Consider the following 20,712-nt stretch of genomic DNA (forward strand, 5'->3'; position numbering starts at 1 on the left):
TTTTATCCTTACATAAAAATAGAGAGCCATGTGCGCTCTCTATGTCACTTGAAAATCAGGATTTAAATAGTCTGATGATTAGTAGTTTTGGCCAGAACACTTGGCTGTTTTAACGTTGTAGGCCCCACAAGACAAAGGTGAACGCCAGTCTGAAATTAGGTCTTTAGAACCCTCTAAGTAATCTGACCAAGCATCACCAACCACTAAACCACTGGTTGAAGAGACGACTTCGAATTGACCATCATCTTGAATCTCACCGATTAACACTGGCTTAGAAATGTGATGGTTAGGCATCATGGACGATAAGCCCCCAGTCAAGTTAGGAACAGATACGCCAATGATTGCATCTTGTACGGCTTGCGAATCTGTAGTTCCAGCCTTTTCAACGGCTTTAACCCACATGTTAAAACCAATATAGTGCGCTTCCATGGGATCATTAGTGACGCGGTCCTCATCCTTAATAAAGGCATGCCAGCTTTCAATAAATGATTCATTAGCTTCGCTATCAACACTCATAAAGTAGTTCCAAGCGGCTAGGTGACCGACCAGTGGAGCCGTATCGATACCAGAAAGTTCTTCTTCGCCGACCGAGAATGCAATTACTGGAATGTCTGCAGAGCTGATACCTTGTGCTCCTAACTCTTTATAGAAAGGCACATTAGCATCGCCATTAATAGTGGAAACGACACCCGTCTTCTTACCTTTTGACCCAAACTTAGAAATATCAGAAACGATAGACTGCCAATCAGAATGACCAAAAGGTGTGTAGTTAACCATGATGTCTTCTGGTGCTACGCCCTTGGCTTTTAAATACGCTTCTAATATTTTGTTAGTGGTTCGTGGATACACATAGTCAGTGCCAGCTAACACCCAACGCTCTATACCCAAGTCATTAATTAAGTAATCTACCGCTGGAATAGCTTGCTGATTCGGTGCTGCACCCGTATAAAACACATTTTTAGATGATTCTTCTCCTTCATATTGCACAGGATAAAAGAATACGCTGTTTAACTCTTCAATAACTGGCAAAACAGACTTTCTAGATACCGATGTCCAAGACCCAAAAATAGCGGCCACCTTGTCTTTTTCAATCAACTCACGCGCTTTCTCGGCATACAGTGGCCAGTTAGAGGCTGGATCAACCACCACAGGTTCTAGTTGCATGCCCAATAAACCACCCTTTTTATTCTGCTCATCAATCAGCATCAGCATGGTGTCTTTGAGTGTGGTTTCACTGATGGCCATCGTACCCGACAAGGAGTGCAACACACCTACTTTAATGGTGTCAGCAGCCAGCGCAATATTTGATATTGCCACTGCTCCTGTAAAAGCTGCATATTTCCAAAAACTATTTCTAAGCATTAGTTCTTCCTTATGTTTAATTGCGTTATTGATTGGTTCAAATAACTAGCACCAAATGATTTGGCTAATTAGTTAAAAGCAACCTTCATGCCAATTATTTAAAAACATAATGGTTTTTTGTTTTCTTTATATATTTCATATGGTTAGAGTTTTTATTAATAGCTTTAACAGGTTGTAAATTGCTACAGTGCACCTTAGTGAACCCAGCAGAACACCGGTTGCACCATGAATTACCACAGCAAAATAGTCATTTGAGAATGATAATTAAAGCAATTTTTTAATTATTCGAGAAACTATAATGGCGTCTAAGAGGGGTTTACACTTAAAAATGGCGCAAGTCCTTCAGCGCTGTAAAGCAGATAATGTATGTTCCCCTTACCCAATCTATTCAGTGCCCAGTAAGAGAACTCAGGCGGCAATGGACTAAGGCAACCATAGAACATAGATGACGCAAACTTATGTGAGCAAAGCACCTAAGAAGGTCAAATATTTCCTTATTTTTGAAAGTATAGACGGCTTTATTTTTAGGCCCCCTAATCAGATTATACAAAACAAAAGCGCCGTAGATAGTTTCTTTAATGGAGGAATTCGAGTCCCCCCATCTCCACTACATACCAAAAAGCCCTTACTTTAACCTATTGATTGATAAGTTAAAGTAAGGGCTTTTTTCGTTTTGGAGCACTTTTTCGGAGCATAACTAATACGTTTAAAGACGTTAAGCTTCAGGCAACCCGTCAAACACTCATTTAACAGAGGGTTAGCCACTTGTGGGAGTTTTTTAGAATTTACTGACTCAATTAAATTATGAGAAAACGCGAGTTTTTTGGCACAGACTAAAATTTTTTCATTCATCACATCTTTGAGAAATTGATCGTTTCCAGAATACACTTGTTCTGCTTTTCCATACTTACGTTCGTCTGATGCAACCGACTTCGCTAATTCAAAACCTGCCTTGGTAAGTTTTGAACGTTTCCAAAATGAACAACCACCTCTTACCTTCAGTAAGCAATGTGACATGATTTCCGCTCTAACACCTGACCTATGCAACGCTGCTTTTTTAGCCAAGTAACTCAAGCTATAGATGGCCATAATCCTAGGAATATTTCTGAAAATGATCAATAAATACGTCCATGGCAATATCTAGTTACCTTTTGAATGCCCAAAGCACAATAGATACATGCTCTTTAGCTACCTTGTAAATCAGTTTCCGATTCTCGAGCTGAGCAATAAATTAGTTTCTGTGCTTTCTATCCCATCCACTTGACGAATTTTAGTCAGTGCAGCATCAAAACTTTCTAGGTCTGCAGCCCGAATCGCAACGGCAAGATCCCAGCGGCCATTGGTAGTGTATATTCTAGAGACTTCAGGAATCATTTTCATAGCACTAATAGCTGCTTCCTCTAAATTGGGAATCGTATTGATCATCACCCATCCACGTATTTTTTTATCGAAAAAGTCTTTTCTAACTACCGCAGAATAGCCAGTAATGACGCCACTGGCCTCCAACCTTTCCATGCGCTTGGTCACTGTAGTTCTTGTTAGCCCCATCGCCTTAGCTATATCTTTCACTGACATACGGCCATCTTTTTGCAACAAGCTGATAATTGACTGGTCTTTACTATCTATAAAGTCTGACATGGCTGGTATTACTCCCTAGTTTTATAGCCTTTTAGCTTATATAAAATGAACCACGGCACATTAATACACTTTGTGCGCAATTTTATTAGCATATTAGTATATTTATCAATCATTATGCACATTATTTTAACTTATATTAGCGCAAAAAGATCAATATAATTATTACACTAGGCCTCATAAAGATAACAGAATATACCTATGAAAACTTTTAAAAGTGCAACCGTAAAACAAGCAGAAGTAAGTGCAAATAAGGGTGATCCGCTGGCTATGGAGTTTTTAGCAAGGCGTTTTTTTGAAGGTAGGGGTGTAACTCAAAGCTTTGAGAGGTGTTATTATTGGTCGACCATTGGTCTCAATGAAGGCATTAGCTATTTAAATAGTTTAAATCAGTTTTCTTTGAAAAAATTAAGCACACAAGAAAGAGAAAACACCGAAGAAAATCTTAAAGATTGGTTTGATGGTGCGTCTTAAGTAGTGCAATGCAATAGTGCAGCCCTAATAACCACCAATACAAACAGCAGCCATGGCCATTACAAAGCTTAAAATTGCCTGAGTTTGCGTGGCAGACAGCCTATACCACCACGCAGATTTAAGGTTGATTACTTAAAAAATAAGCTTTGTTCTTTATAATGATAAGCCACTGTAGCGCACAATATACCCAACACTAAGGCAGGCACTAGCGATGGCCCAAGTATGAATAAGTGAGCCAATACCGCACCTACCATCGTGGCCAGCAGCACTGCACTGGCAAGTAATTGACGACCAGGTGCCCATAGCAATATTGCTGCCCCCACTTCAAGGGCGCCGGTAAGGTAACGAAACCACTCCCCTAGGCCCAATGCTTGAAAAGTACCAACCATCATTTCAGCACCCGCTAGCTTTGCGCCACCTGCTGCTAAAAAAACCAATGCAAGCACTATTCTTAATCCTATAAATACATACTTCATGTCTTATTCCTCATTTTTAATAGTGTTTATTTGTGCCTAAAAAAGGCTGATTACCCTTTAATAGGCTTTAACTTAAATAGCTGGGCGTTAAGCTCTTGAGCCAGTACGGCATCCAAAATTTCACCTTTGTCCACATCGAAGTTTTTATAAAAGCTGGGTATGGTAATGCTTCCACGCACATCTGCACCAAAAGTAGCTGCCGATTCGATGGCGGCCTTTAACACACGAGCACCACCACCAGGCCCTGGTGAAGTAGCCATAATAACCATCGGTTTGTTTTGGAATATTTTCATATCAATGCGTGAGCACCAATCGAATATATTTTTAAACGCCGCACTATAGTGGCCATTATGTTCTGCATATGAGATCAACAAGCTATCGGCATCACCAATAGCTTTATAAAAAGCCTTTGCCTCTTTGGGTATACCACTGTCACGCTCCAGGTCTATCGAGTAGATTGGCATTACGTAGTCGTTAAGATCTATGGTGCTAAGTTCAGCATTAAGTAGCACCTTTTCCTTTAAGCGAGTTGACGCATGCAACACCAGGATTTTATTGATTGAATTACGGCTATTGCTTGCAGCAAACGCCAATACTTTATGTGGGCTATTCATCGGTTTCCTTTTATTAAAATTTAAGCAGGTTGCATTTATTGCTAACACCAGTAATATACAATGAATTGTTTTTATACAAAATACTAAAATATGCGCAATATATGCGCGTAAAGTGTACATATTATTATGGAAAAATGGGCAGAATTAAGAACAGCGTATCAAGTTGCTAAGCTTGGCACTGTAAGCGCAGCCGCTAAGACTTTAGGCTTTCATCGCGCCACGGTTAATAGACACATTGATGCTTTGGAAAGCGAGTTAGGCTCGCGGGTATTTATTCGCCATGCGCGAGGCTATGAGCTCACAGAGCTAGGCAAAGAGGTGCTGCGCACAGCGCAAAAAACTGAGCAACTATTAGATGATCTTGCAGGCATAGCCATGGTTAAGCAGGTTCAGATAGAAGGTGACATTAAGCTAACCACCATCGCCCTTTGCTCTCCACTGATCATGGCGCCCATTATGGATTTTCGCCACGACAACCCCCAGTGCAAGGTGCATATTTCAACGAGTGAAAGCTTAGCTCGACTAGATCATGGCGAAGCTCACATTGCCTTACGCGTGGGGCCTAAACCCACTCACCCTGATTATATTGTGCAGACTTTTGAAACGGTTCACTTCAATTTGTATGCTCATAATAGCTACATACAACAATATGGCATGCCCAACGGGGTTGATGACTTGGCCAACCACCAGTTTATTGTGCCACCATTTAATAGGGCCCCTAGGTTTTTTAAAGAATGGGTTAACTCCCATGTTAAAACGCAACAAGTGGCTTTATATGTGGATAACATATCCGTAGGTTATGACGCCTTAACCGCAGGCTTGGGTATCGGCCTTTTAAATCACCATGTTGCTGCAAAGCGCACTGACCTGCAGCCCATCTTGCCACCTAATAAAGCTTGGTGTGTCACCATATGGCTGGTAACACACGTAGACTTACATCGCACTGCAAAAGTGCAGGCCATGCTTAGCTATTTAAAATCTTCTAAAAAAACATCCTGATTTTTTATTATTACTCTATAATTTGAAACATAATTATATATTAAAATATTATGTGTCATTTTTAAACATTATGGCTTCGTTAAATATTTCTATTCATAAATAATATAAACATATATATAAAAATACCATAGAACAACAAAAAATAGATTATTAATATTGTAAATAAGATAATTTAAGCCTAATATATTTTAGACAATGCAGAAAAATAATTGCATGTATAACTATTTTAAAAGTATATATATATGTCACTAAATATTATAAAAAATAAAGATTGGCAACTAGGTGCGCTATTAGTGCCTGGTTATAATTTAGCGGAAATGGGCCATATTATTGAGCCTTTAAAAGTCGCTAATCTTCGCTTAGGCTACCCTCTCTATCAGTGGAAACTATTTTCACTAAATGGGGGTGCCGTAATGTCTTCATGTGGCATACATATTGACACCTTACCTCTTGCTTGTAATCTAGCTTTAGATCAACTTGATGCATTAGTCATTTGTGCAAGCCATGATGTTTACCAGCTGCCACTGAAAGATTTTACTGCACCTTTAATACGCCTAGCCAAAAATAACACTTTATTAGGTGGCGTGGGCACCGGCCCCTACTACCTTTATCGTGCGGGCTTGTTGGATGATTGTCGATGGACGATTGATCACCGCTATTTAAACGACTTACTCAAGCAAGGCGGCAGCCCTAATCGAGCCATCTTTAATGTAAACAATAACCGCTTTACGTGCCAAGGTGGTAGCACAAGCTTAGATATGATGTTGCATATACTTCACCTTCACCATGGTAAATCATTAGCTATTTGTGTAGCAGAAGAGATGAATTGTGGCATATTACGCACCCCAAAAGAGCACAGATTGGACAATAAAGTTAGCCCTTACAGCTGGCCTAATGCCTTGCAAGAGGTGACATCGTTAATGGAAAATAATATTGATGAGCCATTAACTCTTTCTGAAATAAGCGGGTATGCAGGTTTAGGTAAGAGACAAATCCAACGCTTATTTAAAATATATATTGGCATTTCTCCTAGTATTTATTATTTAGAAAAACGCCTAAATCATGCACATAAATTATTATTTGAATCTGAATTTACGGTAGATAAAATATCTATTAAATGTGGCTTTTCATCTTTACCTAGTTTTTATAAATGCTATAAAAATAGGTTTGGACTTCCACCATTAAAAGCACGGCATCAAAAAGCACTGATGTGGTCTGCTTAGTTTAATAACCACAAAAAAGCCCAGCAACCGCTGGGCTTTTAAATGCTAGTGTATTGGGCATTACCCCAACACATACCCGTTAGAACTTTGCGTAAGCTTCACGCAACTGAACCATAGGATGGTTTTCAGACATTTGAAACTTAACCAATAACTCACGTGCAATCATGTCACGGTCTTGTTGGTTGTTTGGCAGATCAATTGTATCGGGAATGGTTACCCAAGCATTGATATTTCTATCGAAAACAGCGGCACGGTCTTCTTCGTAGCCCATATGAACATCTTCCAGCCAATTAAGGTCGTCCCAGTTCATTTTGGTCATGTATTCCTTAAGATAAGGCGTACAGCGATCCATGTCAGGCACTAAGTTAACGTCGTAGCGGTAACCAATAGTCTGTCCAATCATTTTCTCACGATCCGAATCCAGACCGTCGCCAGTTAAATAATGATCTACTTCTTTTGACATTATCATATCCTCCTAGAATCGTGTCATGTCTGGACGGCCAACAGTGTGTTGGCTGCCGGCTAAGGGTACTTGAGCCATGGCAGACGCTTCCATTGTTAGAGCTGCAATGTCTTCTGGCTCTAAGGAATGAATATTTGTCTTGCCACAAGCACGCGCCAGTAACTGACATTCTATAGTGAGGGTATGTAAGAAGTTATACACACGCTCAGAAGCTTCATCCGGGTTTAAACGAGCACGTAGCTTAGGGTCTTGTGTTGCAATGCCTACTGGACAACGTCCTGTATGACAGTGATAACAAGAGCCTGCTTCTACGCCCATTTCATTAGGGAAGTCAGCTTCGTCGATGTCTCTGTTACAGTTTAATGCCATCAATGATGAATGGCCTATTGCAACTGCATCAGCGCCTAGTGCTAGAGCTTTAGCAACGTCACCACCGTTACGAATACCACCAGCGTATACAAGGCTGATTTCGCCGGTCTTGCCTACATCATCAAGAGCATTACGCGCTTGACGGATTGCGGCGATACCAGGCACACCCGTTTCTTCTGTGGCTACGTGAGGGCCTGCACCTGTGCCGCCTTCCATACCATCAATAAAGATAGAATCTGGCTCACATTTGGCAGCCATACGCACGTCATCATAAACACGAGCCGCACCCAGCTTAAGCTGAATAGGGATCTGCCAGTCGGTGGCTTCACGTATTTCTTTGATCTTCAAAGAAAGATCATCTGGGCCTAGCCAATCTGGGTGACGAGCTGGTGAGCGCTGGTCGATACCTGCGGGTAGCGAACGCATCTCAGCAACCTGGTCAGTTACTTTTTGACCCATTAAGTGCCCACCCAAACCCACTTTACAGCCTTGGCCGATAAAGAATTCACACGCATCTGCTAGACGCAAATGGTGCGGGTTAAAACCATAACGCGACTGGATACACTGATAAAACCACTTATCAGAGTAACGACGCTCATCAGGAATCATGCCACCTTCACCAGAACAGGTCGCTGTGCCTGCCATGGTTGCGCCACGCGCTAATGCTGTCTTGGCCTCGTAAGACAATGCACCAAAGCTCATGCCTGTAATATATACAGGAATGTCCAGCACCAAAGGCCTTTTGGCTCTAGGGCCGATCACAGTTTTGGTCAAACATTTTTCACGATAGCCTTCAATTACAAAGCGCGTTAACGTGCCCGGCATAAAGGTTAAATCGTCCCAACTAGGGATCTTTTTGAACAATGAAAAACCACGCATCCGGTAACGACCAAGGTCGGACTTGATGTGAATGTCATTCATGACTTCCGGCGGGAACATAAAGCTCTTGCCGATAATTTCTTTTTGATTAACAACTGCCATAATAAGTATCCTCGCTGCTCTTAAAGAACTAGCTTCTTCTCTGATGGTTCTAGGTTGTCGTAGTTCCACAACTGCTTACCAGCAACGATCTTTTGCATGTTATCGATGCCATTAGGGGCTTCCATACCATATAGATCTAGCTTGGACTTTAACCATTTACGGTCAAGGTCGTTTAAGTCAGCCGGCACAGCGTCTACACCCAAGCCTTCGATTTTTCCACCTACGTAAATGGTGCCATCGTACATAGAATCGCCAAGGTTAATGCCAGCATCGCCAAGAATAATCATACGACCACGTTGCATCATAAAGCCTGAAAAAGCGCCAGTCTTGCCACCCACGATAATGGTGCCGCCCTTTTGGTCGATACCCGTACGCGAGCCTACGTCGCCTCTGCACACCAAGTCACCACCACGAATAGCAGCGCCAAAGGTAGAGCCGGCATTTTTCTGCACTACAATGGTTCCAGCCATCATATTTTCACCACATGACCAGCCAACTCGACCAGAAATGTTGACATTAGGGCCATCGATCAAACCGCAGCCAAAGTAGCCTAAGCTACCTGTCACGTTGAGTTGTAAACGACTCAGGATACCCACACACAAACCGTGCATAGAGCCTGGATTACTCAGATTGATGGTGCCACAACCTTCACTCATCAATTGTCGAATACGAATGTTAATTGCAGTTGCATCCATGCCTTCACAGTCCAAAGTACCTACTTTGTTTGTGTCGACTTCTGGAGCCCATGCATAAGTAAGATTAGCCGATTCGCCAGCATCAAAAAAACGTTGCTGAGTTCGGTTTGTGAGCTTTTCTGTGTGCAATCCCATGTCATGAGATTGACCAGACGTGCTTACAGTTGCCATACGCGCACCTCGCCTTCATAGGGGTCAAATGTATCAATATCGTGATCAAAAATTTTACGGATTGAGACTTCTTCAGAAGCCAATGCAATAAAATCATCACTCTCATAGATCACCATAGGCTTAGCAGCCATGACGTCTTTAGCCATACCCAGCGAGTCAGAAGTAGCTACTAGGTAGGTAAATACACCGTCTAGATCTTCTACTGAACGGCGCATCGCTTTTTCTAAGTCATCGCCTTCGCTAATACGGTTGGCTATATAAACCGCAATGAGCTCTGAGTCACAGTTTGAATTGAACCGGTTGCCCAGACGCTCTAGTGCACGACGATTGGTCCAGTAGTTAGTTAACTGGCCGTTGTGTACTACAGAAACGTCTGCAAAGGGATAAGCCCAGTATGGGTGAGCTGAACGAATATCTACGTCAGACTCAGTAGCCATACGGGTGTGTCCGATTGCATGAGAACCTTGGAAAGAGTTGATGCCATACTGAGCCGAAACAACAGCTGCATCACCTAAGTCTTTGATCAACTCAAGACCGTTACCACACGACATTACTTCAACACCTTCGATGTCTTCAATGTAATCAATTAAGTTTTTAAGGTCACCATCAAAAGACACTTCATAACGTAATGCGTAAGAAGTTGAGTTCTCTTTTTTAGCCACTTGAGCGCCCAATTCAGCCATACGCGCATCGACTTGGTCGTTACGAGATTGAAGCTGAGTTGCAACGTCAAAACCTTTTTTTGTATCAGCTTGCTCAGCAAGGTTGATACGCATAATGTAGTTACTAATGGGGGCGCCATATAGCGCATAACCGGTAGAATCTGGCCCGCGATGCTTCAAAGCTTGAAGCATGTCAGTCATTTCTTGTCCGATGTTTGCGCCGCCCGCCTTCTTATGGATAAGGCCTGCAATACCACACATGGTCGCATCTCCTAATTATTTACTTCTAGAGTAGTTATAAAATTGGCTGGCAGGCTATTTAGCCTTACCAGCCGGGGTTTTCTGAAAGCTTGTCAGTTATGGCAAACAATCAAGATAGGTTTCTGTATCCCAATTTGTAACGGTCTGATTAAAGCGTTCCCACTCATCATTTTTGTGACCACTATAAACTGTGTACATTTCTCCAGGCATTGATGACTTAATCGTTGCATCGTTCTCAAGTTCGATCATGGCATCACCTAAAGACATAGGTAATTTCTTAACTTGCTTACCCGCTTCCATGGCCGCATAGATATTGCGTTCTTCCGGATCACCTGGGTCTAGATCGTTGTCCATACCATCATCAAAGGCTTTAAGTAGTGCTGCACCCATTAGGTATGGATTAACCATTGAGTCTACTGAACGGTACTCAAAGCGTCCCGGTGCAGATACTCGAAGCGCACATGTGCGGTTCTGGTAACCCCAATCTGCGAAGATGGGGGCCCAAAAGCCTGTATCCCATAAACGACGATATGAGTTCACAGTAGAAGAGCCAATCGAGGTTAATGCAGGCAAGTGAGCAATTACGCCTCCAATACACTGCAAACCAATAGGCCCAGGCTTTGAAGCATGGATCTCTGGCACTGGCATAAAGGTGTTATGCCCACCTTCACGATAAGTAAATGGTCCAGGCATGCCTGGAAGCGAGTCTGTGCCTGCTATTTCTGGATGGCATACGTTTTCACCGCCAGACCATAAAGACATATTATGGTGACAGCCCGAAGCCGAAACACCCATAAATGGCTTACTCATAAAGCATGCAATCAAGCCAAATTCACGAGCCACTTGGGCGCATATCTGGCGATAAGTCGTGAGACGGTCTGCATTTTGCAACACATCATCATACTGGGTGTTGAGTTCCAACTGGCCAGGCGCATCTTCGTGGTCGCCTTGAATAATATCAAGACCCATTTTTTCAGAATACTCAATCACGCGCATAAATACGGGGCGCAATTCTTCAAACTGGTCAATGTGATAACACGTAGGTTTAGTAACGCCACCATCTGGCTGGCCATCTTCACCCTTTTTTAACCACATCATTTCTGGTTCGGTACCACAGCGCATTTCTAGGCCATGTTTACCTTTAAATTCTTCGTGGATACGACGTAAGTTTCCACGGCAATCAGAGCTCAAAAATTGACCTGGGTTAACGCGTTCTTCACGGTTGCGAAAAAGTGTACAAAACACACGCGCTACACGCTTGTCCCAAGGTAACTGCACAAATGTATCTGGATCTGCAATGCCCACTAATTCAGAAGCTTCAGGGCCATAGCCAATGTATTCACCATGACGGTCAATTGCTAAGTTTGCGGTTGAGCCATAAACAAGCTGGAAACCTTTAGCGGCGGTGCGTTCCCAGTGACGTGCTGGTATACCTTTACCAACAATACGGCCTGTTACTGAAATAAACTGATAATACACATAGGTAATACCCAGCTCGTCGATTTTAGCGCGCACTTGCTTTACCAGATCATCTCGACCTGGTGCGTCAACGTATTGCTGTAAATCTGTCATCGATGCCTCCTTATATTATTATTTTTTGGGCTTGAGAACCTTGGCTTACTTAACCATAAACACACAATTGGTACACAAAAGGTTCTTATAAAGCACCGTAAAGGTATAACATTTATGAAATTGATGAGGCAAGCATTTTTTTGTAACATATTTAAACAAACCCCCTTATTTATGGTTAAACTGTTGTTTTAAATGTTTTTTTTAAACGTTAAATAAATATTAAAATTCCACAGAATTCATAAGCAAACCAAAATGCATATATATTTGTACCAATAGCTATACCAATAAGCAAACCATATGTGATAAACTAAAAGCTAATATGAACCAAACACTGTGGCCCCCATGTTTCCAAGCACTGCCCCTTTAAACTACCAAACCTTAGACAGACGCCAGTCTAAACCAAACGGTGCACGTGCATTAGCGGGGGCTATTTCTGAAGCTATACGCAAACAAGTTTATAAGGCCAATGAACGCCTTCCCGCTGAAAGAGCACTAGCTACGCATTACAATGTTTCTAGGGGCACACTAAGAAGCGCACTCACGTTATTAGAACAAGATGGCTTGTTAGAAAGAAAAGTGGGCAGCGGTACTTTTGTAAAAACACAGTTTGTTGAAGAAACTGCAAGCCAATTCGCTGATACCACAAGCCCCATGCAGCTTATGCAAGTGCGCAATATGTTAGAGCCTGCCATTGTAGATTTGGCTGTGCACCATGCTGCAGGACGAGACCTTGAGAAACTAGGCATGGCTCTAGAGCGTGTAGAGATGGCTCGCACAGCTGAGCAATTCTCCATTGCCGATGAAGCGTTTCATCAAGCTATAGCGCAAGCCTGTGATAACCCCTTAATGATGTGGATTTACGAGCAAGTGAATGAAGTACGCCGCCATGAACTATGGAGGGCAAGCCGTGGAAAGGTATTAAGCGCTGAGAACATGGCTGAATATAACCTCCACCACCGCACCATATTTGAGGCCATTAGCCACCGTGATGCACAAACAGCCAAAGCCACCATGGAGGAACACTTAAACAAAGCGCAAAAAGATTTAGTGCGATAACACCCAGCTGTACCAACGCTTTTGCCCATTTTGTTAAAGAAAGTAACAAAATACTACATTCCATTCACACTATAGACAAAGTCTGTTCACATCATGTTGGTACTCTGATTATCTGATAGTTGCTAGCCATTGCGACTGTATTGATAATTTGAGCCACTGGACTATGACCCCTCTTAGCTATTACAGCGCTAACCCCATGCCACCCCCTGTACTGGGCGACGATGGGACACAACGTTTTACAGTGCCTGCTCAGCATGTCATTGCTCTAAAACTATCTGCTGGCTCCACGCTTACCTTAAACGACCCGGAGGGTGGGCAAGAAGTGCAACTGGCAGCCTTTGACAACGAAGGTAACCCTGCTATTAATAGCTTGGGGGTAGCAGCGAACAGCGACATTGCATCACTACGACAATGGATGGACTCCAACAATCATATCAGCTGCCAAGGTATTTCAATTTTTGGCGCCCAGTCAAAGGCCCTTAGCAAACACAGCTACACCATTTCTAAAGATTGTGTATGTTTCATTGCTGCCCCTGGCGAAGACATGAGCGCAGAGCAACCCATGCCACCTACCGATATTATTGTTGGAGTCAGTGGCACTGGGGTGATTGTTAACGACCAATTACCAACACCTTTGGGGGTTGTAAGTCGTGACATTCGTATTCACAACAGCACCGCCGAAGCATATTTAGTAAAGGCAGGGGAGTACATCCAAATCATTGATGTATGTGGACGCCAATGTTCAGACTTTATTGCCATAGATGCATCACGCTTGGCACAAGGCATAGAAAAACCAATTTGCCCAGTGACCACCCGTACCCTAATGGCCTCGGCTTTTCCTGGCCCAGGCCTGCATGACAAGTTCTACACTGATGACCAGGTGAGTGTAATTAAAGTCATTCAAGACACTGTGGGGCGGCACGACACATTTAATTTGGCGTGTAATGCTAAATATTATGATGACTCTGGTTACCCAGGCCACACTAATTGCACAGAAAATTTAAATGCCGCTCTAGGGCCAATGGGTATTGCGCCTCGAAAGGGCTGGCCTGCGATCAATTTTTTCTTTAATACAGGCTATGATGATTACGATCAACACAGCTCATGCCAGCCTTGGACCCGGGCTGGTGACTATGTATTAATGCAAGCTCAGGTAGATCTTATTTGTGGCTCTACTGCTTGTCCAGATGATACTAGCCCAGCCAATGGATGGAATCCCACAGACATTCATGTGCGTATTTATGCCGCAGATAGTCACTTTGAGAAAGGCAAAGCCTTTCGTAAAAACGCCGTTGCAGACTCTACTATGACTAAGAAAACAGCATTTCATGACCGCTTCGCCACCCTGACCCAGCACTTTGTTGAATACAATGGCTACTGGTTAGCAAACCACTTCAGTAACTACGGCGCTATCGCCGAATATTGGGCATGCCGTGAAAAAGTGGTATTGATGGATTTAAGCCCATTACGTAAATGTGAAGTTTTAGGTTCAGACGCTGAAAACTTATTGAACTACGCGGTGACCCGTAATATCCGCAAGTTAGCTGTTGGGCAGGTAATCTATACAGCCATGTGCTACCCTAATGGCTGCATGGTTGACGACGGCACGGTATTTCGTCTTGGCCAAGACAACTTCCGCTGGGTAGGAGGATGTGACGGTGCCATAGAATGGCTGCGCAAAGTAGCCATCGAAAATAATTTTAAGGTAGTGATCAAAGACTCAAACGACCAATTGCACAATTTGCCTGTACAAGGCCCATTAAGTGGTGACACCTTAAAGAAGGTGATCTTTACACCAGATGACCAAACCAACATTGAAGACCTACGCCCATTCCGCATTACCCATGGCCGCATAGGCGGCCCACAAGGCGCTCCAGTCACTGTGTCACGCACAGGCTACACAGGTGAGCGTGGCTATGAAGTATGGTGCCACCCCAAAGATGGCTGTGAGGTGTGGGATGCCGTTTGGGAAGCTGGCCAAGAATTTGGTATCACGCCTTTAGGTTTGGAAGCACTGGACAACTTAAGAATTGAATCTGCATTGATTTTTGCTGATTACGAATTTAATGATCAAACTGATCCATTTGAAGCAGGTATCGGTTTCACAGTCCCATTGAACACCAAAGAAGAAGATTTTATTGGTCGTGACGCTCTGATTGAACGCAAAGCCAACCCTCAGCGCCAATTGGTTGGTTTAATTTTAGAAGGTGAAGAAATTGCAGGCCACGGCGAGTGTGTGCGAGTGGGCCGCCAACAAGTGGGCACTATCACTAGTGGAGTTCGCTCTCCTATATTGAATCAAAATATCGCACTATGCAGCATGTCAATCGACTACATCACTGCTGGCACGCAGGTAGAGGTGGGCAAGCTAGATGGTCATATTAAGCGCATTCCCGCAACGGTGGTGGGCATTTCTCACTACGATCCAACTAAGTCTCGCGTAAGGGCTTAGGTTGTTATTAAAAAGCTGACACTTGACAGCTGATGTTTTTATGAAGGTTTTTGTAATGACATCAATATCAAGCAATAAGAATAATATTGAGGAAGTAATTATGAAATTTAGAAATACACTTATAGCTGGCGCATCTGCCATCCTACTATCAGCCACTGGCGTAGCCAAAGCAGCAGATAGCACCAAGCCTATCGTTATTCCTATCCACAACTGGTCCAGCCAAGTGGTTATGGCCCACGTTATTGGTGGCATATTTGAAAGCATGGGCAACAACGTTGAATATGTTCCAGCAGATAGCCAAGCGGTATATGAATCTATTCGTAATGGCGACGTTACCATCTCACACGAAGTGTGGCAGTCAAGTTTTGGAGGCTCATTCTACAACGCAATGGCTAAAGGTGGCTTGATCGATGCGGGAACTCACTCTGCATTAACCCTAGAAGAAATGGGTGTGCCAACTTGGGTAATTGACCAAAATCTATGTCCTGGACTACCTAACTGGGAAGCACTTAAAAACTGTAAGGATGTATTTACTACAGTTGATTCAGATGGCAAAGGTCGTTGGTTAGAAGGTCCACAGAGCTGGCACGGTAACCTAATGCCAGAACGTATCGAAGCACTTGGTTTAGCTGATGACTACACAGTTAAGTTTGCCGGCGGCGCTTCTTCACTTTGGGCAGAGCTAGCCGCAGCGAAGAAGGAAGGTCGTCCTACTATTATCTTTAACTGGACACCAAACTTCACCGATGCTGAAGGCTTTACCTTCATCGAATTTCCAGAGTACACTGACGGTTGTCGTGTTGCAGACGGTGGTGACGGAAGTTGTGGTTCACCAAAAGGTTGGTTGAAGAAAGCGGCTAGCTATAAGTTCCCTAAGAGCCATCCTGCTGCGTACACAGCCTACAGCAAGGTTTCGTTCAATACAGGACAAATTGGTTCAATGGCGGCTTTGGTTGACGTAGATGGAATGAGCCACGAAGATGCTGCAGCTAAATGGCTTGCAGACAACGAAAGTGTGTGGACAGGTTGGACTCAGTAGTTAATCTATTGGTTTAAACTGATGCACCCAACCCCTTGGCTTGATCCCAAGCTAAGGGGTTATTTTTTTGACATTGTGGCCTGCCGTTATTGGCCATAGATGTCTGCCTTAGCAATCTACAATAAAAAAGAACTCGCCTATGTCTTTGCAAGATACAACACCATCGTCAAAAGAACCTGTCATTCGCTGCAACAGCGTTTACAAAATTTTTGGTGACAATGCCACGAGCATGTTAAAAAAAGCTAATGGTGTGGTTGAGGCTGCTAAATTTCAAGAAGCTGGATGTATTGTTGGCGTGAACAACGCTTCATTTGACATTCACTCTGGCGAGCTGCTAATTATTATGGGCCTATCTGGGTCTGGAAAATCAACACTACTTAGATGTATTTCTAGGTTGACCGACGCTACTGCTGGCGAAATATTCATTGACGGTGAAGATATCCTCAAAATGAATAATAAGCAGTTAATTGAACTACGACGTAACAAAATGGGCATGGTATTCCAAAATTTTGCCTTATTACCTCACAAAACTGTACTAGAAAACATTGCCTTTCCTCTGCAAGTAAAGGGCATGAACACAAATGACAGCATAGATCGCGCCATGGAAATGGTAAAGCTAGTGGATTTAACGGGTCGTGAAGACTATTATCCCCGCCAATTATCAGGCGGCCAACAACAACGGGTTGGTATTGCTCGCTCACTTGCGATTGAACCAGACATCTGGTTCCTTGATGAACCATTTTCTGCACTTGATCCTCTTATTCGAAAAGAAATGCAGGATGAATTTCTGCGTTTACAGTCTGTACTGCACAAAACCATTTTATTCGTCACCCATGATTTTGACGAAGCTCTGCGCTTGGCAGATCGTATCGCCATTATGAAAGATGGTGTTATAGAGCAGCTTGATACACCCGCCAACATCGTGCTCAATCCAGCCACTGAATACGTGCGTAAATTTACTGAAGACGTACCACGAGAAAAAGTGCTTAAAATTGAATCTGTCATGGATCCATATACGCCAAATGAAACGTTGAGCGACTTCACTGTATTAAAAAGTGCCATTATTGAAACGGTGGCTGAAATGATTTTAAACGCCACTCTGCCTATTGCCGTAGTGGATGATGCGGGTCTTACAGTGGGCACTATTAGCGCCCCCAAGATCGTTCATGTATTGTTTGGCCATAATGAAAAAAATCGAGGCGAAAATGCCTTATGATCACATTATTTAGGCAGTACAAATCTCTACAGTTTATTTTACTGTTAGTGATTTTTTACCTGTTAAACCATTTTATTGTACCTTCTGATAATAACCTTTTATGGCGTTTACCAGCCGCACTTTCATGGTTTCCATTGTACATTAATGACTCTATTAGTTACCTCATGTTTGAATGGTGGCCCATTGATGTGTATGACCCAGACATTGAAGAGTTTGAAGAAAAACCCGTGGTACGTGAAATTACGCGCGTGTTATCTGGTTTTATTTTGTTTTTGATCGAATTCATCCGTGAACTAATGCTTGGTGGTGTAAAAACCATCGTCACCTTTTCCAGCTGGGACTGGGCAACAGCAAATCCGTGGGCAAAATGGCCTGGATTGCCCTGGACAGTAGTTGCTGGTGGCGCCACCATCTTAGGCTATGCATTGGCTGGACGGGGACTTGCGCTTTTAGTAGGGCTTTCAATGTCCTACATTTCCTTGTTTGGCCAGTGGGAACCGGCCATGCAAACCTTGTCATTCGTATTGATTGCAGCCCCCACTTCAGTTTTTATTGGCTTAATGTTTGGCATATGGGCTTTTAAAAGTAAGACGGTTGAGACCATACTCAACCCATTGCTTAACATGGCACAGATCATTCCACATTTTTCCTACTTAATTCCAGTGATGGTGTTTTTTGGCATTGGTGACCACGCTGGCGCTATTGCAACAGTTATTTTTGCTACGCCTCCTATGGTTCGCCTCACCTTACTTGGCCTCAAAAAATTGGGGCCAGAAGTGGCCGAATCTGGCATGATGAGTGGGTGTACAAGCTTTCAGCTATTGACCAAAGTATTGGTTCCTACCGCGCGTCGGGACATATTGATTGGTGTAAACCAAGTCATCATGCAATGTTTGGCTATGGTAGTTTTAGCCTCGTTAATTGGTGCAAAAGGGTTAGGTATTGATTTATTAATCGCGCTTAACGGCCTTAAAATCGGTGCTGCTACCGAAATAGGTATTTGTATCGTCTTGATTGCCATTGTGCTTGACCGTTTATCACTGGCGTGGGCCAATACCCAAGTTGACTACTTTACCGACTTGTCCTTTGTGGAGAAACACAAACACTCTCTCATGTTTTTGGCTGTTTTCATTATTGGAATAGCCTTAGCTTATCTGGGTCAGTTCATTTTCCCTGAAGGCTTTAATTACCTCTATATTGTGCCGCACAACAAGGGCATTTCCATTGCTATTTTCTTACAATCGGGCGTGGACTGGATATGGGACACTTTTTTCTTCGCCCTAAAAGGGTTTAACGAATGGTTAATCATTTCTGTATTAATGAAAGTTAAAGGTGCATTTTTGGGCATGCCAGTGATTGCAACCTTTACGCTGGTAATGGGCGTTGGTTTTATTGTAGGTGGTGTTCGTGTTGCTTTAACCGTAGGCGCTTTTTTGCTCTTTATCGCTCTCACTCCATGGTGGGATCGGGCACTGATTACCGCATACCTAATGAGTGTATCTGTACTTGTATCAGGCATTATTGGTATTACGTTGGGCACACTGTGTGCACAAAATGCTAAATCGACGCGCTTTATTTTAACCTACTGTGATACCTTTCAGACCTTCCCATCGTTTATTTATTTAATTCCAGTAATGATGCTGTTCGGTATCACCGACACCGCAGTAGTCATCGCAATTATTGTGTACGCGTCAATTCCCGCCCTTCGCTATACGGTAGAAGGCCTATTAAGTGTGCCCCAAACGTTACAAGACGCAGGCACAATGGCAGGAGTGAATCGAGCACAACGTTGGTTAACTATTGAGCTACCCATGTCATTCCCTCACATTGCCTTAGGTATTAATCAAACCGTGGTTTTCGCCTTGTCTATGGTCATTATCGGCGCAATGATCGGTACCGATGACCTTGGCCAATTGATACTAGGGTCTTTGTCTGACAGAAATGGTGTTGGTAACGGCTTAATCCTTGGTGTATGTGTGGCCTGCATTGGCCTAGCCATCGATCAAATATTACGTACGTGGGCCAACCAAAGAAAGCTGGCGCTAGGTTTAAATTAATAGAGTTTTAACTTAAACGACAAAAAAGCCGGGCTTTGCCTGGCTTTTTTGTGCCCAAAACCCGTAATGTTTAGCATTATTCATAGCCATCAAATTATTCAACCTAGATTTCATTGTCTTTATTTTATTCAATAAAAGGGGAAACCACAGACATACTATGTGCTACAGCAGACTCTTTCTCACCTACTGGAGCCACATAATGAATGGCTGATTCAGCTGATTCATTGCCTGCTAATTTCGCAATTATCCATGTTGCTAAATACGAAGATGACATACAACCACCAGCCGTTGCGATATTGTTTTTCGCAAAAAATGGTTGGTTTAACACTTCAACTCCTGACTCAATAACCCATGGCTTGGTTGTTAAATCCGTACAAGCGGGTAAATTGTTTAATAGACCTAATACGGATAGAAGTAATGCACCTGAACATTGAGCACATATTAGTTGTTTAGATGGATCAAGCTTCAACCTATCTAATATTTTATTATCTTGAGCAATATCACGTGTATAAATACCACTACCAAAAACCACAACGTCGGCTGTATTTGCAAATTCCAAAGGTTGCTGCGCTTTTATTGTTACTCCATTCATTGAAGTGACCGTATCTGAAGGGCATGTAATTTGGACATTCCATCCATTGCTTTTCATTCTATTTAGTATGCCTGCAGCTATAAACGAATCTAGTTCGTTAAACCCTTCGAAGGTAAGTATTGCTATATTCATGTTTTTCCTTTTTATCGCTTAAGTTTTGATGTTACTTATTTTGTTTAGTAAAATCTATTCTTACGTTTTTAAATTGTAAAATGTGACCACTCACTGACGCTAAGAGACAATAATATAGGCACTATTTCTTATAATGAGCCTAGTTTAAAACAGTGTCTTTTTTATGCTCAACTCTACTGCTATACTGCTTTTATATAATAATAAGAGTAGC

Annotated in this window: 19 protein-coding genes; 8 read left to right on the plus strand and 11 right to left on the minus strand. The window is 42.8% G+C overall.

Annotation, left to right across the window (positions count from 1 at the left end):
* Positions 1-78: 78 nt before the first annotated feature.
* From urtA to ABXT42_RS10835, 3 genes are all read right to left on the minus strand, one after another.
* Positions 79-1,362 carry an urea ABC transporter substrate-binding protein gene (urtA, locus tag ABXT42_RS10825; RefSeq protein ID WP_443628151.1) on the minus strand — a complete coding sequence of 428 codons (1,284 nt, stop codon included), beginning with the start codon at positions 1,360-1,362 and terminating at the stop codon, positions 79-81.
* Between the two features lie 630 nt (positions 1,363-1,992).
* Positions 1,993-2,451: a hypothetical protein gene (locus tag ABXT42_RS10830; RefSeq protein WP_443628152.1), complete on the minus strand. Its 459-nt coding sequence runs from the start codon at positions 2,449-2,451 to the stop codon at positions 1,993-1,995.
* A 111-nt stretch (positions 2,452-2,562) separates the two neighbouring features.
* A complete protein-coding gene (locus tag ABXT42_RS10835; protein ID WP_443628154.1) occupies positions 2,563-3,000 on the minus strand; it encodes an Lrp/AsnC family transcriptional regulator in 438 nt (145 codons plus the stop codon).
* Positions 3,001-3,198: 198 nt separating this feature from the next.
* On the opposite strand from ABXT42_RS10835, the gene ABXT42_RS10840 reads away from it, so the two are divergent.
* Entirely contained in the window at positions 3,199-3,471 is a 273-nt protein-coding gene (locus ABXT42_RS10840) for a hypothetical protein (protein ID WP_443628155.1), read from the plus strand.
* Between the two features lie 128 nt (positions 3,472-3,599).
* On the opposite strand, the gene ABXT42_RS10845 is transcribed toward ABXT42_RS10840, so the two are convergent.
* Together ABXT42_RS10845 and ABXT42_RS10850 are read right to left on the minus strand one after the other, a co-directional pair.
* Positions 3,600-3,947, minus strand: coding sequence for a DoxX family protein (locus ABXT42_RS10845; protein WP_443628156.1), 348 nt, complete (start codon positions 3,945-3,947; stop codon positions 3,600-3,602).
* Positions 3,948-3,997: 50 nt separating this feature from the next.
* A complete protein-coding gene (locus tag ABXT42_RS10850) occupies positions 3,998-4,561 on the minus strand; it encodes an NADPH-dependent FMN reductase (protein ID WP_443628157.1) in 564 nt (187 codons plus the stop codon).
* A gap of 126 nt (positions 4,562-4,687) precedes the next feature.
* Here ABXT42_RS10850 and ABXT42_RS10855 point away from each other — a divergent pair, with 126 nt between their 5' ends.
* Together ABXT42_RS10855 and ABXT42_RS10860 are read left to right on the plus strand one after the other, a co-directional pair.
* Positions 4,688-5,560 (plus strand): LysR family transcriptional regulator, encoded by an 873-nt coding sequence (locus ABXT42_RS10855; RefSeq protein ID WP_443628158.1) that lies wholly within the window; start codon positions 4,688-4,690, stop codon positions 5,558-5,560.
* A 242-nt stretch (positions 5,561-5,802) separates the two neighbouring features.
* Complete coding sequence (locus tag ABXT42_RS10860) at positions 5,803-6,783, plus strand: GlxA family transcriptional regulator (protein ID WP_443628159.1); 981 nt, start codon at positions 5,803-5,805, stop codon at positions 6,781-6,783.
* 79 nt (positions 6,784-6,862) lie between these two features.
* Here the strand turns inward: ABXT42_RS10860 and ABXT42_RS10865 are convergent, their stop codons facing one another.
* The 5 genes from ABXT42_RS10865 to ABXT42_RS10885 all read right to left on the minus strand — a co-directional run bounded on the left by ABXT42_RS10865 (position 6,863) and on the right by ABXT42_RS10885 (position 11,957).
* Positions 6,863-7,252 (minus strand): hypothetical protein, encoded by a 390-nt coding sequence (locus ABXT42_RS10865; RefSeq protein WP_443628160.1) that lies wholly within the window; start codon positions 7,250-7,252, stop codon positions 6,863-6,865.
* 6 nt (positions 7,253-7,258) lie between these two features.
* Entirely contained in the window at positions 7,259-8,596 is a 1,338-nt protein-coding gene (locus ABXT42_RS10870) for an FMN-binding glutamate synthase family protein (RefSeq protein ID WP_443628161.1), read from the minus strand.
* A gap of 20 nt (positions 8,597-8,616) precedes the next feature.
* Positions 8,617-9,462, minus strand: a complete 846-nt coding sequence (locus ABXT42_RS10875; protein ID WP_443628162.1) for a hypothetical protein — start codon at positions 9,460-9,462, stop codon at positions 8,617-8,619.
* A complete protein-coding gene (locus tag ABXT42_RS10880) occupies positions 9,450-10,385 on the minus strand; it encodes a hypothetical protein (RefSeq protein ID WP_443628163.1) in 936 nt (311 codons plus the stop codon). The genes ABXT42_RS10875 and ABXT42_RS10880 overlap by 13 nt, the downstream gene beginning before the upstream one ends.
* Positions 10,386-10,481: 96 nt before the next feature.
* The gene (locus ABXT42_RS10885) at positions 10,482-11,957 is read right to left on the minus strand and encodes a glutamine synthetase family protein (protein WP_443628164.1); all 1,476 of its coding nucleotides are present in this window, start codon (positions 11,955-11,957) and stop codon (positions 10,482-10,484) included.
* A 342-nt stretch (positions 11,958-12,299) separates the two neighbouring features.
* Between ABXT42_RS10885 and ABXT42_RS10890 the strand changes: the two genes are divergently transcribed.
* The 5 genes from ABXT42_RS10890 to ABXT42_RS10910 all read left to right on the plus strand — a co-directional run bounded on the left by ABXT42_RS10890 (position 12,300) and on the right by ABXT42_RS10910 (position 19,777).
* Positions 12,300-13,013: a FadR/GntR family transcriptional regulator gene (locus ABXT42_RS10890; RefSeq protein WP_443628165.1), complete on the plus strand. Its 714-nt coding sequence runs from the start codon at positions 12,300-12,302 to the stop codon at positions 13,011-13,013.
* A gap of 196 nt (positions 13,014-13,209) precedes the next feature.
* Positions 13,210-15,465 carry a DUF1989 domain-containing protein gene (locus tag ABXT42_RS10895; protein ID WP_443628166.1) on the plus strand — a complete coding sequence of 752 codons (2,256 nt, stop codon included), beginning with the start codon at positions 13,210-13,212 and terminating at the stop codon, positions 15,463-15,465.
* A 100-nt stretch (positions 15,466-15,565) separates the two neighbouring features.
* Entirely contained in the window at positions 15,566-16,504 is a 939-nt protein-coding gene (locus ABXT42_RS10900) for an ABC transporter substrate-binding protein (RefSeq protein ID WP_443628167.1), read from the plus strand.
* 139 nt (positions 16,505-16,643) lie between these two features.
* Positions 16,644-17,720, plus strand: a complete 1,077-nt coding sequence (locus ABXT42_RS10905) for a quaternary amine ABC transporter ATP-binding protein (RefSeq protein ID WP_443628168.1) — start codon at positions 16,644-16,646, stop codon at positions 17,718-17,720.
* Positions 17,717-19,777, plus strand: a complete 2,061-nt coding sequence (locus ABXT42_RS10910; RefSeq protein WP_443628169.1) for an ABC transporter permease — start codon at positions 17,717-17,719, stop codon at positions 19,775-19,777. Before ABXT42_RS10905 ends, ABXT42_RS10910 begins: the two co-directional genes overlap by 4 nt.
* Before the next feature lie 124 nt (positions 19,778-19,901).
* Here the strand turns inward: ABXT42_RS10910 and ABXT42_RS10915 are convergent, their stop codons facing one another.
* Complete coding sequence (locus tag ABXT42_RS10915) at positions 19,902-20,501, minus strand: DJ-1/PfpI family protein (protein ID WP_443628170.1); 600 nt, start codon at positions 20,499-20,501, stop codon at positions 19,902-19,904.
* Positions 20,502-20,712 lie beyond the last annotated feature (211 nt).

The organism is Candidatus Njordibacter sp. Uisw_002, assembly GCF_047730155.1.
Classification (GTDB): domain Bacteria; phylum Pseudomonadota; class Gammaproteobacteria; order Pseudomonadales; family Balneatricaceae; genus Njordibacter.